The 14,818-nt window shown below is 72.5% G+C and carries 20 protein-coding genes and 7 tRNA genes; 7 read left to right on the forward strand and 20 right to left on the reverse strand.

Features of this window, described 5'->3' with window-relative positions:
- The first annotated feature begins 47 nt into the window (after positions 1-47).
- Positions 48-533, forward strand: coding sequence for a DUF6069 family protein (locus tag WJX68_RS00560; protein ID WP_340285448.1), 486 nt, complete (start codon positions 48-50; stop codon positions 531-533).
- A gap of 14 nt (positions 534-547) precedes the next feature.
- On the opposite strand, the gene WJX68_RS00565 is transcribed toward WJX68_RS00560, so the two are convergent.
- Positions 548-1,888, reverse strand: coding sequence for a cytochrome P450 (locus tag WJX68_RS00565; protein WP_340285449.1), 1,341 nt, complete (start codon positions 1,886-1,888; stop codon positions 548-550).
- 117 nt (positions 1,889-2,005) lie between these two features.
- Here WJX68_RS00565 and WJX68_RS00570 point away from each other — a divergent pair, with 117 nt between their 5' ends.
- Complete coding sequence (locus WJX68_RS00570; RefSeq protein WP_340285450.1) at positions 2,006-2,887, forward strand: metallophosphoesterase family protein; 882 nt, start codon at positions 2,006-2,008, stop codon at positions 2,885-2,887.
- A 99-nt stretch (positions 2,888-2,986) separates the two neighbouring features.
- Here WJX68_RS00570 and WJX68_RS00575 read toward each other — a convergent pair whose 3' ends face one another.
- Both WJX68_RS00575 and WJX68_RS00580 read right to left on the reverse strand, forming a co-directional pair.
- A complete protein-coding gene (locus WJX68_RS00575; protein WP_340285451.1) occupies positions 2,987-3,295 on the reverse strand; it encodes a hypothetical protein in 309 nt (102 codons plus the stop codon).
- Between the two features lie 21 nt (positions 3,296-3,316).
- Positions 3,317-3,571 carry a type B 50S ribosomal protein L31 gene (locus WJX68_RS00580; RefSeq protein ID WP_340285452.1) on the reverse strand — a complete coding sequence of 85 codons (255 nt, stop codon included), beginning with the start codon at positions 3,569-3,571 and terminating at the stop codon, positions 3,317-3,319.
- 76 nt (positions 3,572-3,647) lie between these two features.
- Between WJX68_RS00580 and WJX68_RS00585 the strand changes: the two genes are divergently transcribed.
- Positions 3,648-4,055, forward strand: a complete 408-nt coding sequence (locus WJX68_RS00585) for a hypothetical protein (RefSeq protein WP_340285453.1) — start codon at positions 3,648-3,650, stop codon at positions 4,053-4,055.
- A gap of 82 nt (positions 4,056-4,137) precedes the next feature.
- Here the strand turns inward: WJX68_RS00585 and WJX68_RS00590 are convergent.
- The 7 genes from WJX68_RS00590 to WJX68_RS00620 form a co-directional block, all read right to left on the reverse strand.
- A tRNA-Gly gene (locus WJX68_RS00590) sits at positions 4,138-4,213 on the reverse strand.
- Positions 4,214-4,359: 146 nt separating this feature from the next.
- Positions 4,360-4,434, reverse strand: a tRNA-Val gene (locus WJX68_RS00595).
- A 1-nt stretch (position 4,435) separates the two neighbouring features.
- Positions 4,436-4,507 (reverse strand) — tRNA-Cys (locus WJX68_RS00600).
- 31 nt (positions 4,508-4,538) lie between these two features.
- Positions 4,539-4,611, reverse strand: a tRNA-Gly gene (locus tag WJX68_RS00605).
- 229 nt (positions 4,612-4,840) lie between these two features.
- A tRNA-Val gene (locus tag WJX68_RS00610) sits at positions 4,841-4,915 on the reverse strand.
- 18 nt (positions 4,916-4,933) lie between these two features.
- Positions 4,934-5,006 (reverse strand) — tRNA-Gly (locus WJX68_RS00615).
- A gap of 150 nt (positions 5,007-5,156) precedes the next feature.
- A complete protein-coding gene (locus WJX68_RS00620) occupies positions 5,157-5,585 on the reverse strand; it encodes an SsgA family sporulation/cell division regulator (protein ID WP_340285454.1) in 429 nt (142 codons plus the stop codon).
- Between the two features lie 384 nt (positions 5,586-5,969).
- Between WJX68_RS00620 and WJX68_RS00625 the strand changes: the two genes are divergently transcribed.
- The 4 genes from WJX68_RS00625 to WJX68_RS00640 all read left to right on the forward strand — a co-directional run bounded on the left by WJX68_RS00625 (position 5,970) and on the right by WJX68_RS00640 (position 8,110).
- On the forward strand, positions 5,970-6,539 hold the full coding sequence (locus WJX68_RS00625) for an RNA polymerase sigma factor (RefSeq protein ID WP_340285455.1): 570 nt from the start codon (positions 5,970-5,972) through the stop codon (positions 6,537-6,539).
- A 26-nt stretch (positions 6,540-6,565) separates the two neighbouring features.
- Positions 6,566-7,423, forward strand: coding sequence for an anti-sigma factor domain-containing protein (locus WJX68_RS00630; RefSeq protein ID WP_340285456.1), 858 nt, complete (start codon positions 6,566-6,568; stop codon positions 7,421-7,423).
- Positions 7,424-7,548: 125 nt separating this feature from the next.
- The gene (locus tag WJX68_RS00635; protein WP_340285457.1) at positions 7,549-7,977 is read left to right on the forward strand and encodes a TIGR02611 family protein; all 429 of its coding nucleotides are present in this window, start codon (positions 7,549-7,551) and stop codon (positions 7,975-7,977) included.
- 61 nt (positions 7,978-8,038) lie between these two features.
- Positions 8,039-8,110 (forward strand) — tRNA-Val (locus WJX68_RS00640).
- 89 nt (positions 8,111-8,199) lie between these two features.
- Here WJX68_RS00640 and WJX68_RS00645 read toward each other — a convergent pair.
- The 10 genes from WJX68_RS00645 to WJX68_RS00690 form a co-directional block, all read right to left on the reverse strand.
- Complete coding sequence (locus tag WJX68_RS00645) at positions 8,200-9,291, reverse strand: site-specific integrase (protein ID WP_340285458.1); 1,092 nt, start codon at positions 9,289-9,291, stop codon at positions 8,200-8,202.
- 55 nt (positions 9,292-9,346) lie between these two features.
- Positions 9,347-9,565: a helix-turn-helix domain-containing protein gene (locus WJX68_RS00650; RefSeq protein WP_340285459.1), complete on the reverse strand. Its 219-nt coding sequence runs from the start codon at positions 9,563-9,565 to the stop codon at positions 9,347-9,349.
- Positions 9,562-10,920, reverse strand: a complete 1,359-nt coding sequence (locus WJX68_RS00655; protein WP_340285460.1) for a replication initiator — start codon at positions 10,918-10,920, stop codon at positions 9,562-9,564. The genes WJX68_RS00650 and WJX68_RS00655 overlap by 4 nt, the downstream gene beginning before the upstream one ends.
- A gap of 94 nt (positions 10,921-11,014) precedes the next feature.
- Complete coding sequence (locus WJX68_RS00660) at positions 11,015-11,671, reverse strand: hypothetical protein (RefSeq protein ID WP_340285461.1); 657 nt, start codon at positions 11,669-11,671, stop codon at positions 11,015-11,017.
- On the reverse strand, positions 11,668-11,883 hold the full coding sequence (locus WJX68_RS00665; RefSeq protein ID WP_340285462.1) for a hypothetical protein: 216 nt from the start codon (positions 11,881-11,883) through the stop codon (positions 11,668-11,670). The genes WJX68_RS00660 and WJX68_RS00665 overlap by 4 nt, the downstream gene beginning before the upstream one ends.
- The gene (locus WJX68_RS00670; protein ID WP_340285463.1) at positions 11,883-13,280 is read right to left on the reverse strand and encodes an FtsK/SpoIIIE domain-containing protein; all 1,398 of its coding nucleotides are present in this window, start codon (positions 13,278-13,280) and stop codon (positions 11,883-11,885) included. The genes WJX68_RS00665 and WJX68_RS00670 overlap by 1 nt, the downstream gene beginning before the upstream one ends.
- Positions 13,281-13,405: 125 nt before the next feature.
- Positions 13,406-13,570, reverse strand: coding sequence for a hypothetical protein (locus WJX68_RS00675; RefSeq protein WP_340285464.1), 165 nt, complete (start codon positions 13,568-13,570; stop codon positions 13,406-13,408).
- 25 nt (positions 13,571-13,595) lie between these two features.
- On the reverse strand, positions 13,596-13,934 hold the full coding sequence (locus tag WJX68_RS00680) for a hypothetical protein (protein ID WP_337831217.1): 339 nt from the start codon (positions 13,932-13,934) through the stop codon (positions 13,596-13,598).
- A 3-nt stretch (positions 13,935-13,937) separates the two neighbouring features.
- The gene (locus WJX68_RS00685) at positions 13,938-14,126 is read right to left on the reverse strand and encodes a hypothetical protein (RefSeq protein ID WP_073575198.1); all 189 of its coding nucleotides are present in this window, start codon (positions 14,124-14,126) and stop codon (positions 13,938-13,940) included.
- A gap of 285 nt (positions 14,127-14,411) precedes the next feature.
- On the reverse strand, positions 14,412-14,804 hold the full coding sequence (locus tag WJX68_RS00690; RefSeq protein ID WP_073575197.1) for a hypothetical protein: 393 nt from the start codon (positions 14,802-14,804) through the stop codon (positions 14,412-14,414).
- Positions 14,805-14,818: the final 14 nt, after the last annotated feature.

The raw sequence follows: 14,818 nt of genomic DNA on the forward strand, positions 1-14,818 counted from the left end.
TGCGCACCCCGGGTGATCATCCCGGGTCACCGGGGAGGGAGCACGAGATGTCCGAGGCCGACGACCGCACCCGAGCGCTGGGCCGCGAGACCGCCCGTCCCAGGTCCTTCAGCGGGATCCAGGCCGGCCGGCTCTGGGCCGGCGGTGTCGCGACGGCGGTGATCGCCGCGCTGATCGCCCTGGTCGGGCTGCTGATCCTGCAGGTGCTGCTGCAGATCCCGTACCTGGCCCCCGCGGTCTCCGAGCCGCTCGACGGCTGGGCCGCGGCGCAGAGCCTGACGATCTGGGCGGCGATCGCCGGCCTGGCCGCGACCGGGCTGGCGCACCTGCTGCTGGTCACGGTGCCCAGCCCGATGTCCTACTTCGGCTGGATCGCGGGGCTGCTCACCGCGCTCGCCGCGGTGTCGCCGCTGATCCTCGCCGAGCAGCCGTGGACGGTGCGGATCGCCACCGCGGTGATCCACCTCGTCATCGGCATGTCGATCATCAGCCTGGTGACGACGACCGTCACCAGCGCGACGAACCGGGTCTGAGCCCGGCCGGGGCCTCAGGCCCCGACCGGGACCCGGGCCTCGCCGAGCCGGACCGGCAGCGTGCGGTACCCGCGCAGGACGCGCGTGCCGCGCAGCTCCGGCGGGCCGTCGGCGCGCAGGCCGGGGTAGCGGTCGAACAACGCCCGCAGCCCGACCTCGCCCTCCATCTTCGCCAGGGCCGCGCCCAGGCAGTAGTGGATGCCCTGGCTGAACGCGACGTGCCGGTCGGCGCCCGCCCGCCCGACGTCGAACCGGGCGGGGTCGGGGAACACCGCCGGGTCGCGGTTCGCCCCGCCCAGGTGGGTGAGCACCAGCGCGCCGCGCCGGACGGGGAATCCGCACACCTCGGTGTCGCGGGCCGCGACCCGGCCGGTGCGCTGCACGGGGGAGTCGACCCGCAGGATCTCGTCGACGGCGTTGGGCCACAGCGCCCGGTCGGCCTGCAGCCGGGCCAGCTCGCCGGGGTGGGCGAGCAGCAGGCGGGTGCCGTTGCCGATGAGGTTGACCGTCGTCTCGAACCCGGCGGCGAGCAGCAGCATCGCCAGCGACAGCAGCTCGTCCTGGGTGAGCCGGCCCTCCTCGGCGTCGTACGCCGCGACCAGCGAGGACAGGATCGAGTCGTTGGGCTCGCGGCGCAGCCGCTCGAAGTGCCCGGTCATCCACGTGGTGAGCGCGTCGATGTCGCGCTCGGAGCGGCGGAAGGTGGCGTAGTCCAGGCCCATGTCCAGCGAGTACGCGCCGCCCTCGCCCCACTCGAGGAACTTCTCGCGCATCTCGACCGGCGCCCCGAGCATCTCGGCGATGACGGTCGCGGGCAGCAGCGCGGCGTAGTCCGCGATGACGTCGGCCCGGCGGTCGGCGCCGGTGCGGGCCTCCATCTCGTCGAGCAGCTGGGCCGCGACCTGCTCGGTGCGCCCGCGCAGCCCGGTGATCGCCTTCGCGCTGAACGAGCGGGCGACGAGCTTGCGGATCCGGTTGTGGTCCGGCGGGTCGATCGAGAGCAGCGACGGCGGCTCGGCCGGCCCGAGCGGCCAGGTCCCGCCCGCGGCGAGCAGCGCGCGCAGCAGGCCGGGCGCGTTCTCCGGCATCCGCAGGCCGACGCAGAAGTCGGGGCTGCGCAGGACCTCGGTGGTGATCTCGTGGTCGACGGTGGTCCAGGTCAGTGCCGAGCGGACCATCCGGCCCTGGGCGCGGATCTGTTCGTAGGCCGGGTAGGGGTCGCGCACCGCGTCCGGATTGATGATCATGCGGGCGCCGAGGTCGCCCTTGTCCGCCTGGCGCGACACCTCGCGCCGGACCGCCCCGTGGCGCAACAGCCACCGGATCCACCGTCGTACACCCCGCGATGCCGCCATGCCGGCCTCCCCACTCGTGCCTCGCCGTCGAGGCTACCGCCAGTAAGTTACCGCCGGTAGGTCCTGGCTGCCATCCCCGGCGTGGATCGGCGGGCGGCGGCGGGTACGAAAGGGGGTGTGACCGCCCCCGCGCAGCCGCGCCTGCTCGCCGTCAGCGACCTGCACGTCCGGCACGCGGAGAACGCCGCGATCACCGAGTCGCTGCGCCCGGGGCACCCGGGGGACTGGCTGGTCGTCGCGGGCGACGTCGACGAGCGGATCGAGAGCGTGGTCGCGACGCTGGCGTCGCTGCGCGAGCGGTTCGCGGCCGTGCTGTGGACCCCGGGCAACCACGAGCTCTGGACCCGCGGCAAGAACGCCCGCGCCGAGGACGTCGAGCGCCTGGCCGGGGTCGCCCGCTACGACGAGCTGGTCCGCCGCTGCCGCGAGGTGGGTGTGTCGACCCCGGAGGACGAGTGGCCGGTGTGGGACGGGCCGGGCGGGCCGGTCGTCGTCGCCCCGCTGTTCGTGCCCTACGACTACTCGTTCCTGCCCGCCGGCACGGCGACGCCGGACGAGGGGCTGGCCGCGGCCTACGCGGCCGGTGTCGTGTGCACCGACGAGCACCTGATGTACCCCGACCCGTACCCCTCGCGCGCCGCGTGGAGCGCGGCCCGGGTCACGGCGACCGCCGCCCGGCTCGACGCGCTCGACCCCGCGCTGCCGACGGTGCTGGTCAACCACTGGCCGCTGGTCCGCGAGCCCTGCGACGTCCTCCGGTACCCCGAGTTCGCGCTCTGGTGCGGCACGACGGCGACCGCGGACTGGCACCGCCGCTACCGCGCCCGGGCGGTCGTGCACGGGCACCTGCACATCCCGCGCACGGTCACGGTCGACGACGTGCCGTTCGTCGAGGTGTCGCTCGGCTACCCGCGGGAGTGGCGACGGCACTCCGAGCGGGTCGGCTCGCACTTCCCGGACCTGTTGCCGCGCACCGTGCTGGCGCCGTCTATTAGGTAAGGCTTACCTTGGTGTAGTCTCGTGCCGTCGACGACCCTCCGGTCCGTGACGCCGGACGCGAGGGTGGGCGGTCGCGGATCCCCGTGGCCGCCCACCCGATCACCGTTCCCGGTCGGGCGGCCCGGGCAGGGCGCGCGGTGCCGCCCGCGGGACGGGTTCACGGCGTCCGCGCGGGCGTGACGGCACGAACAGCCACCAGAGGATCCAGACCCCGGGCCCGCTCGTCAGCAGGATCGCGGTCGCCAGCCACCCGTCGCGCCACAGGGCCCCGGCGACGATCCAGCCCGCGATCCAGGCGACCATCGCCACCAGCCGGATCCGGATCCGGCGGCCGTGCTCGACCGCGAGCGGCTCGGTCAGGTCGGTGACGACCCGGACCGGCTCGCGTCGGCGGCTCCGGCGGCGCATGCCTCCCGACGCTACGCCCGCTCAGCCGCGGCGGCGCTCCCCGAAGCGGCGGCGGAACTTCTCGACCTGGCCGGCGGCGTCGAGCACCCGGGAGTTGCCGGTCCAGAACGGGTGCGACGCCGAGGTCATGTCGACGCGGACGAGCGGATAGGTGTTGCCGTCGGACCACTCGACCGTCTCGCGCGAGGTCTCGGTGGAGCGGGTCAGGAACTGGTCCCCGGTCGAGGAGTCGCGGTAGACGACCGGGCCGTACGGGGGGTGGATGCCGGGCTTCACGGTGTTCCTCCTGCGTCGTGGCTGTTACCGTCGAGCTTAAACGACAACGATTCCTGTTTGCAGGAAGGGGTGGCCGGTGGACGGGTTCACGGTGGTCCGGTGCGGGGCCTGCGCCCACGCGCCGTCCGGCTTCGACGAGGACGCCCGCGGCACCGTGGCCGCGCTGCCCGGCGTCGACGAGGTGCTGGTCGAGGGCCTGCGCGCGGTCGTGCAGGACAGCCGGCACGGGGTGCTGGTGACCGCGGGCTGCCGGCTCGGCCCGGGCGTGTGCGCCACGCGCCGGCCCGGCCTGATGGTGCTGGTGCAGGCGTGCGACGCGACGCGCACCCGTCCCGAGTCACCGGTGGTCGCGGTCGGTCCGGTCCGCAGCACCGACGACGTCCGCGCGGTCACCCGCTGGCTGCAGGACGGGAGCGCGCCGGACCCGCAGGCGCTGCCCGCCCGGCTGCGCTGTGCCATCGCACCGGAGGCCGCCCGCGGCTGAGCCGTGGCGGGGATCCGGTACGGGTGATCGACCCGGAGAGAGGGTTCGCGCGGCACCGCGACGGGTGGCGGCCCTGGTGACGTGGAGCGGACGACGGGACTCGAACCCGCGACCCTCACCTTGGCAAGGTGATGCGCTACCAGCTGCGCTACGTCCGCAGTCGCACCGTTCCCGGTGCGTGCAGGGAGAGGCTAGCGCACGCCGGAAGATCATCAGCGGCCGGGGGAGGCGGGCGGGTACGGCGCACCGGGACCGGAGAACGGAAGAACCCCCGGGCCGATCGGCCCGGGGGTTCTTCCGGAAATGGTGCGCGATACTGGGATTGAACCAGTGACCCCTACCGTGTCAAGGTAGTGCTCTCCCGCTGAGCTAATCGCGCGAGGCGGCGGCGGGAATCGAACCCGCGTACAGGGCTTTGCAGGCCCTTGCCTAAGCCACTCGGCCACGCCGCCGGAAACCGGCCTGCTTGTCGGGGCCCGGCAGAGCGGACGACGGGACTCGAACCCGCGACCCTCACCTTGGCAAGGTGATGCGCTACCAGCTGCGCTACGTCCGCATGTCGCACCGTTCCCGGGGCGTTTCCGCGTGTTCCCGGTGCGTTGGGAGAACAGTAGCGCACGGTCCGTAGCGCCTGTGAAGGGGGTACCCGAAGATCGTCGTCGCTGGTCAGGGCGCGGTGGGCCGGACGGGGGTGTCGCCGGCGGCCGCGCGGGGGCACCCGGAATCGACGATCCCGGAAAGCAGAAATCCCCGGGGCCTCGGGGAGGCTCCGGGGATCCGGTTCGTGGTGCGCGATACTGGGATTGAACCAGTGACCCCTACCGTGTCAAGGTAGTGCTCTCCCGCTGAGCTAATCGCGCATGAGATGGAATTCTCCGAGCGGACGACGGGACTCGAACCCGCGACCCTCACCTTGGCAAGGTGATGCGCTACCAGCTGCGCTACGTCCGCACCGTGCACCGCGTCCGGTTGCCCGTCCTGCAGTGCGGTGAGAGAACACTAGCACCCGCCCCGAGGGGGGTCCGACCGACCCCCTCTCCACCACCGGTCGTCCTCTCACGTGCGGAGACGTGCTCCGCGCCGGTGGTGGGGTGCGTCGGGTCAGTCCCGGGCGGTGGTGTCGAGCAGGTCCGCGAGGGCGGCGTCGAAGTCGAGCCAGGAGTACTCGGCGGCGGCGGGCACGGCGTCGTAGGTCGCCTGCAGGAACTCCGACAGCGTGGCCGCGGAGGTGGTGAACAGCGCGTGGCCGGAGGGGGAGGTCAGCTCCAGCTCGATCCGGGTGGGGTCCTCGCTCATCGGCTGCACCCGGACGTCGCCGGTGCCGGCCGAGTCGACCAGGCCGTCGGCGAGCAGGTCGCGGGCGAAGACCCAGTCGACCGTGGTGTCGTGGCCGGTCTTGAACGAGGCCTGCACGGCGTAGGGGTCGCGGCTCGTGTAGGACAGCTCGACCTTCACGGGCACGACAGGCGCGTCCGGAGCGATGAGCTCGAACATGGCCGTCGCCCGGATCGTCTTGGACTCGTCGCGCATCGGGGATCCTCTTTCGTGGGGCGTTGCGTGGGGCGTCAGTGTGGGAACGAGCCAGAAGCCCCCGGGGTGACGGGTGCGATGCGCAAGAACGTGGATCACCGTGGGATGACCCCCGATCGAGTCACAACGGTGTAACTCCCCGCGTGTGACTACAGGGCTGAACGGGCTGGTCGCCGTCCTGGCGTGTGAGCCGCGCGATGCAGAACGACTACTCTCGCCGGAGTCCGAACCGCACGGGCGCGGACGACGAACACAGCAATCGTGAGGACAACGCTGGTGGCAGGCATCGCCGATCCGCCGGACCGTCCGGACCACGGGCGGCCGGCAGGCGCTGCCGCGCGCCGCGAACCCCCGCGTCGTGACGACGCCGGGGACGCTCGCCTCGTGCAACGGATCGTGTCCGGTGACTCGACCGCCCTGGGTGAGCTGTACGACCGGTTCGGGCGGCAGGCCTACTCCCTCGCGCGGCGCATCTGTGCCGACGAGGGTCTGGCCGAGGACGTCGTCCAGGAGGTGTTCCTCGCCTTCTGGCGCGACCCGTCGCGCTTCGACCCGGCCCGGGGCCGCTTCGGCACCTGGCTGCTGACCCTGGTGCACCACAAGTCGGTCGACGCCGTGCGGCGCGAGAGCGCGATCCGGCGCCGCACCGTGCCGGCGACCGAGGACGGCGCGGAGTGGAACGCCCCGCCCGGCCCGGGGGCCGACGAGGGCGCGATCGGCTCGCTCGTCGCGGGGCAGGTGCGCGACGCGCTGGGCCGGCTGCCGGCCGAGCAGCGCCAGGTCCTCGCGCTGGCCTACTACGGCGGCTACACCCAGCGCGAGGTCGCCGCCATGACCGGGGTGCCGCTGGGCACCGTGAAGTCGCGCATGTTCACCGGGGTGGCCCGGCTGCGGAACCTCCTCGGGCCGTCGCTCGGGGACGCCGGGGGAGACCTGGCAGGAGGGCTGTCGTGAGCGGGAACGAGGGGAGGCCCTGTCCGATGAACGAACAGACGGTCGGGTGGGCGCTGCACGCCCTCGAGCCCGACGAGGAGTACGAGGTGCTCGAGCACCTGTCGACCTGTGCCGAGTGCCGCCGGCTCGCCGCCGACGTCGGTGAGGTGACGACCGGGCTCGCCACCGCGGTGCCGCAGGCCGAGCCGCCGTCGTCGCTGCGCGCGTCGATCCTGGAGCAGGCGGGCCGCACACCGCAGGTCGCACCGTCCGACCGTCCCGCGCCGCGGCACGCACGCCGCGACGAGGCCCGGGGGCCGGTGCCGGCGGGGCCCGAGCGGACCCCCGCCGGTCCGACACGCCCGCCGGCCGGGCCGGGACGCGGTCGTTCCCGCAACGGGTGGCTGCGCCGCCCCGGACGGGTGCTCGCCGCCGTGGCGGCGGCACTCGTGGTGATCGTCGGTGGCGGGGTCGCCGTCGGGCAGGTCCAGAGTCTGCGGGCCGAGCGCGACGCGAGCGTCGCCCAGGCCCGGGAGATGCAGGACGTGCTCGCGGCCATCGCACAGCCCGGCACCCCGCACGCCTTCCTCGCGCCCGAGCCCGGCGCACCGATGGTCGCGGCGGTCGTCGTCCACGACGGCCGGGGCCAGGTCATGCCGATGGGCCTGGCGCCGAACCAGGTCGCCGACCAGACCTACGTGCTGTGGGGGCTGAACGGTGACGGAACTCCGACCGCGATCGGAACGTTCGACGTGCAGGCGGGGCAGACCGGACCGTTGGCCGTACGATCGACCGACGGCGGGACGAACGGCACGTACGGCACGTACGCCGTCTCGCTCGAGCGCGGAAGGGAGGCTCCCCCCGCGCCGACCCTTGTAGTCGCGGCCGGGCAGGTGGAGACCTGAGTACGACGGAGAAGAACGACGTCGGCGGTACGGCGGCGGGGACGCGACGTCCCCGGCGCCGCTACACCGCCCTCCGCACGAAGTTCCGGCGGGGCAAGGTCCGCTACCGGGCGTTCCGGGCCCGGGTGGCGCGCAACCCCGTGCTGGACATGACCTACCGGATCACAGCGGGCGTGCTCGGCGCGGCGATCGTCATCATCGGGATCATCGCGCTGCCCGCCCCCGGCCCGGGGTGGGCGATCATCTTCCTGGGCCTCGGCGTGCTCGCCGCGGAGTTCAGCTGGGCGCAGCGGGTGCTGCACTGGGTGCGCGTCCGCTACGACGCCTGGGTCGACTGGATGGGCCGGCAGAACCGCCCCGTCCAGATGCTGGTGATGACGCTGATCCTGGGCACGGTCGCGGTGTGCGCGTGGCTGTTCGGGGTGTTCGACACCGTCGGCGGCTGGGTGGGGATCGAGTGGGCCTGGCTGAAGTCGCCGCTGCTGCCGATGATCCAGCCGCCGCCCCCGCCGGTGCCCGTGCCGGGATCGGAGCTGGTCACGGGGGCGCCGTGATCGGCACCGACCCCCGTGAACGGCGGTGGGGCGGGCTGTGTAGAGTACGTATCACCGCTGAGGGCGATTAGCTCAGGGGGAGAGCGCTTCGTTCACACCGAAGAGGTCACTGGTTCGATCCCAGTATCGCCCACAGTCAAAACCCCTGGTCACAGGCTCAACGAGCCGGATGTGACCAGGGGTTTCGTCGTGTTCGGGTGTGCTGCCTGTCGAACTGCCTGACTATCGCTGTTCCTCGGGGAACAGGCCGTTCATCGTCGTGGCGCCGTCGTCGATCACGGGCCGGATCTGCTTGCGGTAGACGAGTTCGGTGACCGAGCTGCCGCCCGCGTGGCCGACGAGCCGAGCGATCTGGTCGACCGTCATACCGCTGTCGGAGAGCAGCGACACGAAGCTGTGCCGCAGCTCGCGCGGCGTCCATTCGGCCGCGTCGATCCCGGCGGCGGTGAGGACCCGGCGGAAGCCGCGACGCACGTTGGCCGCGTCGAGTCCGGTCCCGGTCTCGGAGGCGAACACGAGGTCGTGGCCGTGCCAGCGTGCCCCGGCGCGGACGCGCTGCCGATCCATCCTGGCGCGCTGGGCCCGCAGGACCGCGATGCAACGGCTCGGCAGCGCGATAGTGCGCCGTGACTTCCGGGTCTTGGTGTCGCCGTCGAGCCGGACCGAGCGCCAGACCTTCATGTGCGGCGGCACCGGGGGATCGGCGTCCGGGTTGCCGGTGAGGTCGACGTCGGCCCACACGAGTGCCCGCAGCTCTTCGGTGCGGGCCCCGGTCAGGAGCCCCAGGACCACGTAGGCGCCGTAGGTCGTGGCGTCGTCGCGACCAAGCAGTGCGCGTGCCTGGGCGAAGGTCAGGGCCTTGGACGGGCGCCCGGTCCGGCCGCTCGGAGTGCTGCACAGAAGCACGACGTTGCGCTGGACCTTGTCCCGGGCCTGGGCCCGCTTCACCGAGCGCAGCAGGATCGAACGGATGTCCTGCAACGTGCGCGTGCTCAGGTCGCGGGACTTACCGGCGAGCCAGCGGTCGACGTCCTCGGCGGACAGCTCCCGCAGCTTGCGGGCACCGAGAGCGGGGATGACGTGCTGTTCGGCCAGGATGCGCCGGGTCTCGATGGTGCTCTCCGCGCGTCCGGTCAGGCCGTAGGTCAGCCAGTCCCGCACAGCCTGCTCCACGGTGTAGCCGTGCTCGGCGACGGCGTGCCCGTCCTCGACCGCTCGGACGATCTCGCGCAGCTTGGCCTTGGCGGCGGTCTTGGTCCTGCCGCTGCCCGATCGCACGATCCGCTTGCCGTCGGGGGTGTAGCCGACGGTCACCGAGGCGATCCAGCGTTGCCGTCCCTCGTGCCAGTGGAGACTTCCGTCCCCGCGGCTACGCCGAGCGCTCATAGCGGTCTCCTGTCTCGTCGGTCAGCAGTTGGACGTAGGCGGCGATGGCGGATGCGGGGATCAGGCGGGCGCGGCCCTGGTGGACCGAGCGCAGCCGTCCGGAACGGAGCTGTTCGTAGATCACGGATCGGCTCATCGACAGCAGCTCCATCGCCTCGGACACTCGGAACAGCCGCCACGGCGGGATCTCGTCGAGCGTCATGTCGTCCCCTCGGGGCCGGTCCCGGCGCGTCGCTGCTCGCGTCGTCGTTCAGCGATGCCGAGGGCGATCTCTCGTTCAGCGTCGTTGCGGTGCCCGATGTGGACGACGGCCCAGTCGTTGACCACCAGCACCGCCCCGGGCTCAGCCGGGGTGTCGAGGGCGGCCATGGTCTCCCCGAGCCGGTAGGTCCGCCGGTCCCCACGGATCGCACCGAAGGTCGTCGAGTAGGCGCGGGACTTGGTGAGGAAGTGGCCTCGGAACCCGAGCATGTGCGCCCACCGGCGCAGGTTCAGCCCCTCGTACTCCTCGCGCCCGCCGAGCTCCCACGCGGTCTCGATCAGCCTGCGGTGGTGCGCGGTGATGTCGAGATGGTCGAGGTGGGCGATGTCGCGGATCGGCCGGTCGGTGGCCTCGGACTTGCCGGTGCCCTTGGTGGCGTACTTGGCGACGTAGGCGGCCAGAGCGGAGTCGGTGATGTCGCCGTCGTCGTTCTCCAGTGCGGCCGCGGTGGTGGAGGTGATGGGGCGGACGTCGACCTGCGAGCCCCACGCGAGTGCCAGAGGGTCGCCGTCGGGCCGGTCGACGACGAGTGAGACGTCGCGCGCAGCATCCCGGATCGCGGCGTTGAGCCCGTCGGCGGTGAGGCCGGCGGGTGGGGTGGTCCAGGGACCGTCGGGGCCGTCGAGGCGGACGACGGCGTGGAAGTGGACGAGTCCGCGGCGTTGGTACTCGGCGACCTTGGCGTAGGACAGGCGGGCGTGGTCGCGGAACTCCCGGACCTTGATGCCGAGCATCGCGGCGAGGGTGCGGCGCAGCCGGATCGCGAACCGGTCCCACAGCGTGCCCACGTGGGCCTGCCACAGGACGGCGCCGACGTAGTCGTAGGTGTCCGGGTCGAGCGCGGTCCCGACGCGCGGGTCGTCGCGGTGGTGCTTGTCCCCGCAGCCGCAGGGGATGACGAGCCCGCGGGCGGTGATCCGTCGTGTGTGGACGGGCCCGAACGACGGTGCGGTCAGCGTGGCGAACACCCGCGGGTGTGCGGCGGCGGTGTCGGGGACGCCCTTGCCGCCTGCCATCCCGGAGCGGATGAGGTGGTAGGCGTCGGAGGCGTAGCGGTCCGAGCAGGCCGGGCACACCGACGCCCGTCGGTTGCCGCACGGGGCGAGGATCTCGCCGTCGCGTTCGGCGAGGACGGTGCCGGTGGCGCGGTCATAGATGCGGGACGAGCCGGTGAGGTGGATGGGTGCGGCGCAGCCGCCGATGGCGGTGACCTCGCGGCGCCAGTCCTGGAAGCCGGGAGATCGGAGCAGGTGCGAGAGGTCGTGCTCGTGCTGGGTGGTCGTGGCAGCCGTCATGGCGGCATCCCTCCCGGGATGTGGTCGTGGGGTGGCACCGGCCCCGCCGGGAGCTGGTCTCACGCGGCGGAGCCGGGCCGGAGCGCGGGGTTGCTCAGCGGCGGTAGGTGCGGTGCTCGTGCTCGATCTCGACCGGGCCCGGCGTGAAGCCGTGGTAGCGGGCGAGGAGGCGGGCGGCGGCCCGGTAGCTGGACGCGTGGCCGACGAGTGCGCCGTGGTCGTTCTCGACCCGGTAGCGGCCGTCGTCGCGCAGGACGGTCCCGCCCTCGCCCGTAGTGCCAAGGATGACCAGAGCCTTGCCCGGTTCGACGACGTCGACGCCGATCACCCCGGTGGATCGTTGCGGTGCCTTCGTCGGCTTGGCCGCCGGTGCGCGCTCCGGGATCGGTCGGAGGTGGTCCCAGCGGCTCGCCATGTCGCGGGTCGCCTTCGGGACCAGCACGGAGCGGGCCGGGCCCTCCGAGCCGTTGTGGTGGACGTGGTGGGTGCCTCCGAGCCGGAGGTGTCCGGTGTCGAGGAGCTGGACGACGGTGTCCCCGTCGTGGCGGGACACGGCGTCGGCGCATCCGGGGTTGGCCGGGTCGGCGCGCAGGACGTGTCCGGTGCGCTCGACGATCAGGAAGCCGGGCTCCTGGGCGGTGGCGACGATGCGGGCGACCTCGCGCGGGTCCTGTGTGGCGGCCGGGCCGTGGTCGTCGGTCTCGACGGTGACCGGGTCGCCGAAGAGCGCGTCCTGCACGGTGCCGGTCATGCCGACCACCACCAGATGGCGCGGGCTTCCCAGGACCACTCGCGGGCGAGCTGGCGGATGACGTACCACTCGGCGACGACGGCTCCGCCGGTGACGATCCAGAACCAGCCGGAGGCGGTGCCGAGGTAGAGCCAGGTTCCGCCGACGATCAGGGCGAACAGCAGGGTCAGCTTGGCCCAGGTGCGCAGGGCCCATGCGGTGGTGGCGCCCATCAGGCGGCGCCCCGGTCCCCGGTCAGCTCGATGACCTGAGCGTCGCGGGGTGCGCAGCGCTGCACCAGCTCGGCGATGTCGTCGTCGGTGACGAAGGCGGCGCGGAAGCGGACCGGCAGCCGGGAGCCGTGGTCGATGACGAATCCGACACCGGCGTGCCGGTCGTCGCCGGGGATCTCGTCGGCCAGCGCTCCGCGCTCGCGGGCCCCTTCGCCGAGGACCATGTCGACGTGGCTGGCCGCGGTGACGGCCAGGCAGATCCGCTGGGTGAACAGCTCGCGGACGTCGAGGACGTCCTTGGAGGGCTCCTGGAGGTAGCCCTGGACCGTGAACAGCGACGCCCGGCCCTGGGTCATGATCTCGGCGAGCAGCCGGAGGGCGTCGCGGACGGCAGCGCGGTCGCCGTAGGCGGTAAGCATGGCCATCTCGTCGATGACCAGCAGCTCGACCGGTGTCTCGACCGACGGCGTGCAGCGGCGGATGTTGTTGTCGCGCATCCAGTCCTGCCGGTCGCGCATGGCGTCGCGGAACTCGGTCAGCAGCTCCAGCGCCTCGCCCATCGTGGTGGCGTAGCGGTGGAACAGCGGGGCGCCCTGCTCGGTCTCCACCCCGCCCTTGAGGTCGACCATCCAGACCCGGGCGACGCCGTCGCGCAGACACGGACCGAGGGAGCGCAGCGTGCCCCACAGGACCGACCCCTTGCCGGAGCCGGTGCATCCGGCGACCAGGCGGTGCCCGTCGACGACGGAGGCGGTGAAGGGCTGGCCGTGCTCGTTGTCGCCGATCTCCAGCGCCCGCAGGTCGACGTCGTCGACGGTCTCGGGGATGTCGGGTGCCGGGATCGTGCGGGTGAACGGCAGCTCCCACTCGATCACGATCGCGACGACTCCCGGCCGGTGCCGAGTGATCGCGACCCGGTGGGCGATCAGCGCCTCCCACAGGACCGATGCCTTCTCCTGCCAGTAGGCCACGTCCTGACCGCGGACCATCCGGACATAGACGGTGTCGATCGACGGCGAGGAGGAGCGGACCCGCAGGACGCGGGGGACGAGCTGGTCTCCGGTGTGGCGGTGCTCGCGGGTCAGCCCCGTGTCGGACATGAGCTGTGCCCAGCGGCGGCCGCGGTAGACCGTCCAGCGGCGCCACGAGGACCGCAGCCGCGGGGCGGCGAACCGGTCGAAGGTCGCCGGGTGGACCCGCCACCACACGAGGACGGCGGCGACCGCGGCAGCGACGGTGAGCCCGGCGCCGAGCGGGCCGAGGGTCGCGGCCAGGCCGAGGCCGAGCAGCGGCACCAGGGCGAAGCCCGGGTGTCGGAGCAGCCATGCGGCGGCCTGGACCTCGCGGCCCGGGGGACGGGTGGCGCGTCCCGCGTGGTGGCGGGCCGGGCCGTTCATACGGGTTACAGTGCTACTACGCTTGTTCATTGCTACCGGTCCTCACGAGTTCGAGTCGGGTAGCGGGACGCCCGCCGGTGTTTCCGCCAAGAATCAGATCGGCGGGCGTCCCACCACCCAGGTGGTCATTTCTGTTCGCGCAATGCGCCGCGTGCCGAGTCGAGCTGCACCGTCAGGTGCGCGACGTCGCGGGCGAGGTTGTCGTGGGTGTTCTTGAATCCGCCCGTGCGGTACGGGATGCCGTGCAGCGAGCGCTTCAGCTCCCGCATCGCGGCGTCCAGCTCGTCCACGGTCCGGTCGACTGCCTTGGACACGTCACTTCCTCCACTCCCGGGAGACCAGCTCGGCCTCCCACTTCTGCGCCGACGAGGCCATGACCCGCAGCGAGCTGTGTGCCTTCTTCGCCGACGCGGAGATCTCGTCGGGGGAGGCGACCGACCAGTGCCGTCCGTCGGCGCCGGCCTTTGCCGAGCTGCCCTTGCCGTTCCTGCGGGGCTTGGCGTCGGTGGCCTTCGCGGCCACCTTCTCCGCGTCGGCGAGGGCGTCCCCGACGAGCTGCAGCGCCCGCCAGAACTCGCCGTACTTGCGCAGTGCACGCCGGTTGACCTTGGGCAGGGTCCTGAGACGGTCGCGGGGCCCGAGGTTGAGCGCCATCGGTCAGACCCCCTTGCGGATCGCGACCTGCGCCAGCCGCAGGCCCTCCGCGACACCGGCCCGCCACGCCTGCTCGGTCGCGACCTCTGAGCCGTAGGAACGGATCCAGGTCCGCCGCTCGTGCTCCAGACGCCGGACGAGTCGGCCGACTCCCGCGGTCACCCGCGGCCGGTTCGTGGTGGTCGTGTTCATCGCTGTGCCTCCGTCCCGACCGGCGACCGGGCGCCGCTGGTCTCGCCTTCTCCGAAGCAGCCCGGGCAGGCCCCGGAACCGCTGCACGCCTCGCACTCGACACCGTCGGTCGAGTCGCCGTAGCCGTCGCACACGTCGCAGGCGCGGCTACCGCTGCATTCGCCACACATCACCGGCGATCACCCCTGATCGGAGACACAGGTGTCCCCATCGCGGAATTGCTCGGATTTGCCGGAACCGGTCCGGCGGGAAGAACTACGCCGCTCAGAATTGCGGCGGGTACTGCTACTCGCCCTCGTTGTCCTTGCCACGCCGAACGGGCATCGGGTGCGCCGGACGCAGCCCCAGCGCCTTGAAGGCGATGCCCGACACCGTGCGGCCGTCGCCCGACTCGATCGAGTACGGGTTGATCCGCGGGTCGATGAGCTGGACCCGGCTGTCCTCCGGGAAGTCGTTGCCCGGGTCGGTCGTCAGCGTCACCTTGATCTCCTCGCCCTTCGGCGACCGCTCACCGGGACCGACCTGGAGCTTGGCGAACAGCGACACCACGAACTGCGCGACGCCGTCCCGGTCAGTCACCGGGATCTGCGCGCCGTTGGCGTCCTCGCGCGTCTTGGGTGCGGGCGGTTCCACCACCGTGAGCTTGTAGCCGTCCAGCACCACCGGGAGGTTCTTCATCGTTTGCGCCCCTT

It is taken from the genome of Pseudonocardia spirodelae (assembly GCF_037727765.1).
Lineage (GTDB): Bacteria > Actinomycetota > Actinomycetes > Mycobacteriales > Pseudonocardiaceae > Pseudonocardia > Pseudonocardia spirodelae.

Bases quoted from the DNA above. Each gene is read 5' to 3' on its own strand.
- WJX68_RS00650 (WP_340285459.1), bottom strand. From the start codon at position 9,565: ATGACGCTCGACGAGATCCCGCCGTGGCGGCTGTTCCGAGTGTCCGAG.
- WJX68_RS00655 (WP_340285460.1), bottom strand. From the start codon at position 10,920: ATGACGGCTGCCACGACCACCCAGCACGAGCACGACCTCTCGCACCTG.
- WJX68_RS00560 (WP_340285448.1), top strand. From the start codon at position 48: ATGTCCGAGGCCGACGACCGCACCCGAGCGCTGGGCCGCGAGACCGCC.
- WJX68_RS00630 (WP_340285456.1), top strand. From the start codon at position 6,566: ATGAACGAACAGACGGTCGGGTGGGCGCTGCACGCCCTCGAGCCCGAC.
- WJX68_RS00665 (WP_340285462.1), bottom strand. From the start codon at position 11,883: ATGGGCGCCACCACCGCATGGGCCCTGCGCACCTGGGCCAAGCTGACC.
- WJX68_RS00575 (WP_340285451.1), bottom strand. From the start codon at position 3,295: ATGCGCCGCCGGAGCCGCCGACGCGAGCCGGTCCGGGTCGTCACCGAC.
- WJX68_RS00690 (WP_073575197.1), bottom strand. From the start codon at position 14,804: ATGAAGAACCTCCCGGTGGTGCTGGACGGCTACAAGCTCACGGTGGTG.
- WJX68_RS00660 (WP_340285461.1), bottom strand. From the start codon at position 11,671: ATGACCGGCACCGTGCAGGACGCGCTCTTCGGCGACCCGGTCACCGTC.
- WJX68_RS00685 (WP_073575198.1), bottom strand. From the start codon at position 14,126: ATGAACACGACCACCACGAACCGGCCGCGGGTGACCGCGGGAGTCGGC.
- WJX68_RS00620 (WP_340285454.1), bottom strand. From the start codon at position 5,585: ATGCGCGACGAGTCCAAGACGATCCGGGCGACGGCCATGTTCGAGCTC.
- WJX68_RS00670 (WP_340285463.1), bottom strand. From the start codon at position 13,280: ATGAACGGCCCGGCCCGCCACCACGCGGGACGCGCCACCCGTCCCCCG.
- WJX68_RS00680 (WP_337831217.1), bottom strand. From the start codon at position 13,934: ATGGCGCTCAACCTCGGGCCCCGCGACCGTCTCAGGACCCTGCCCAAG.
- WJX68_RS00565 (WP_340285449.1), bottom strand. From the start codon at position 1,888: ATGGCGGCATCGCGGGGTGTACGACGGTGGATCCGGTGGCTGTTGCGC.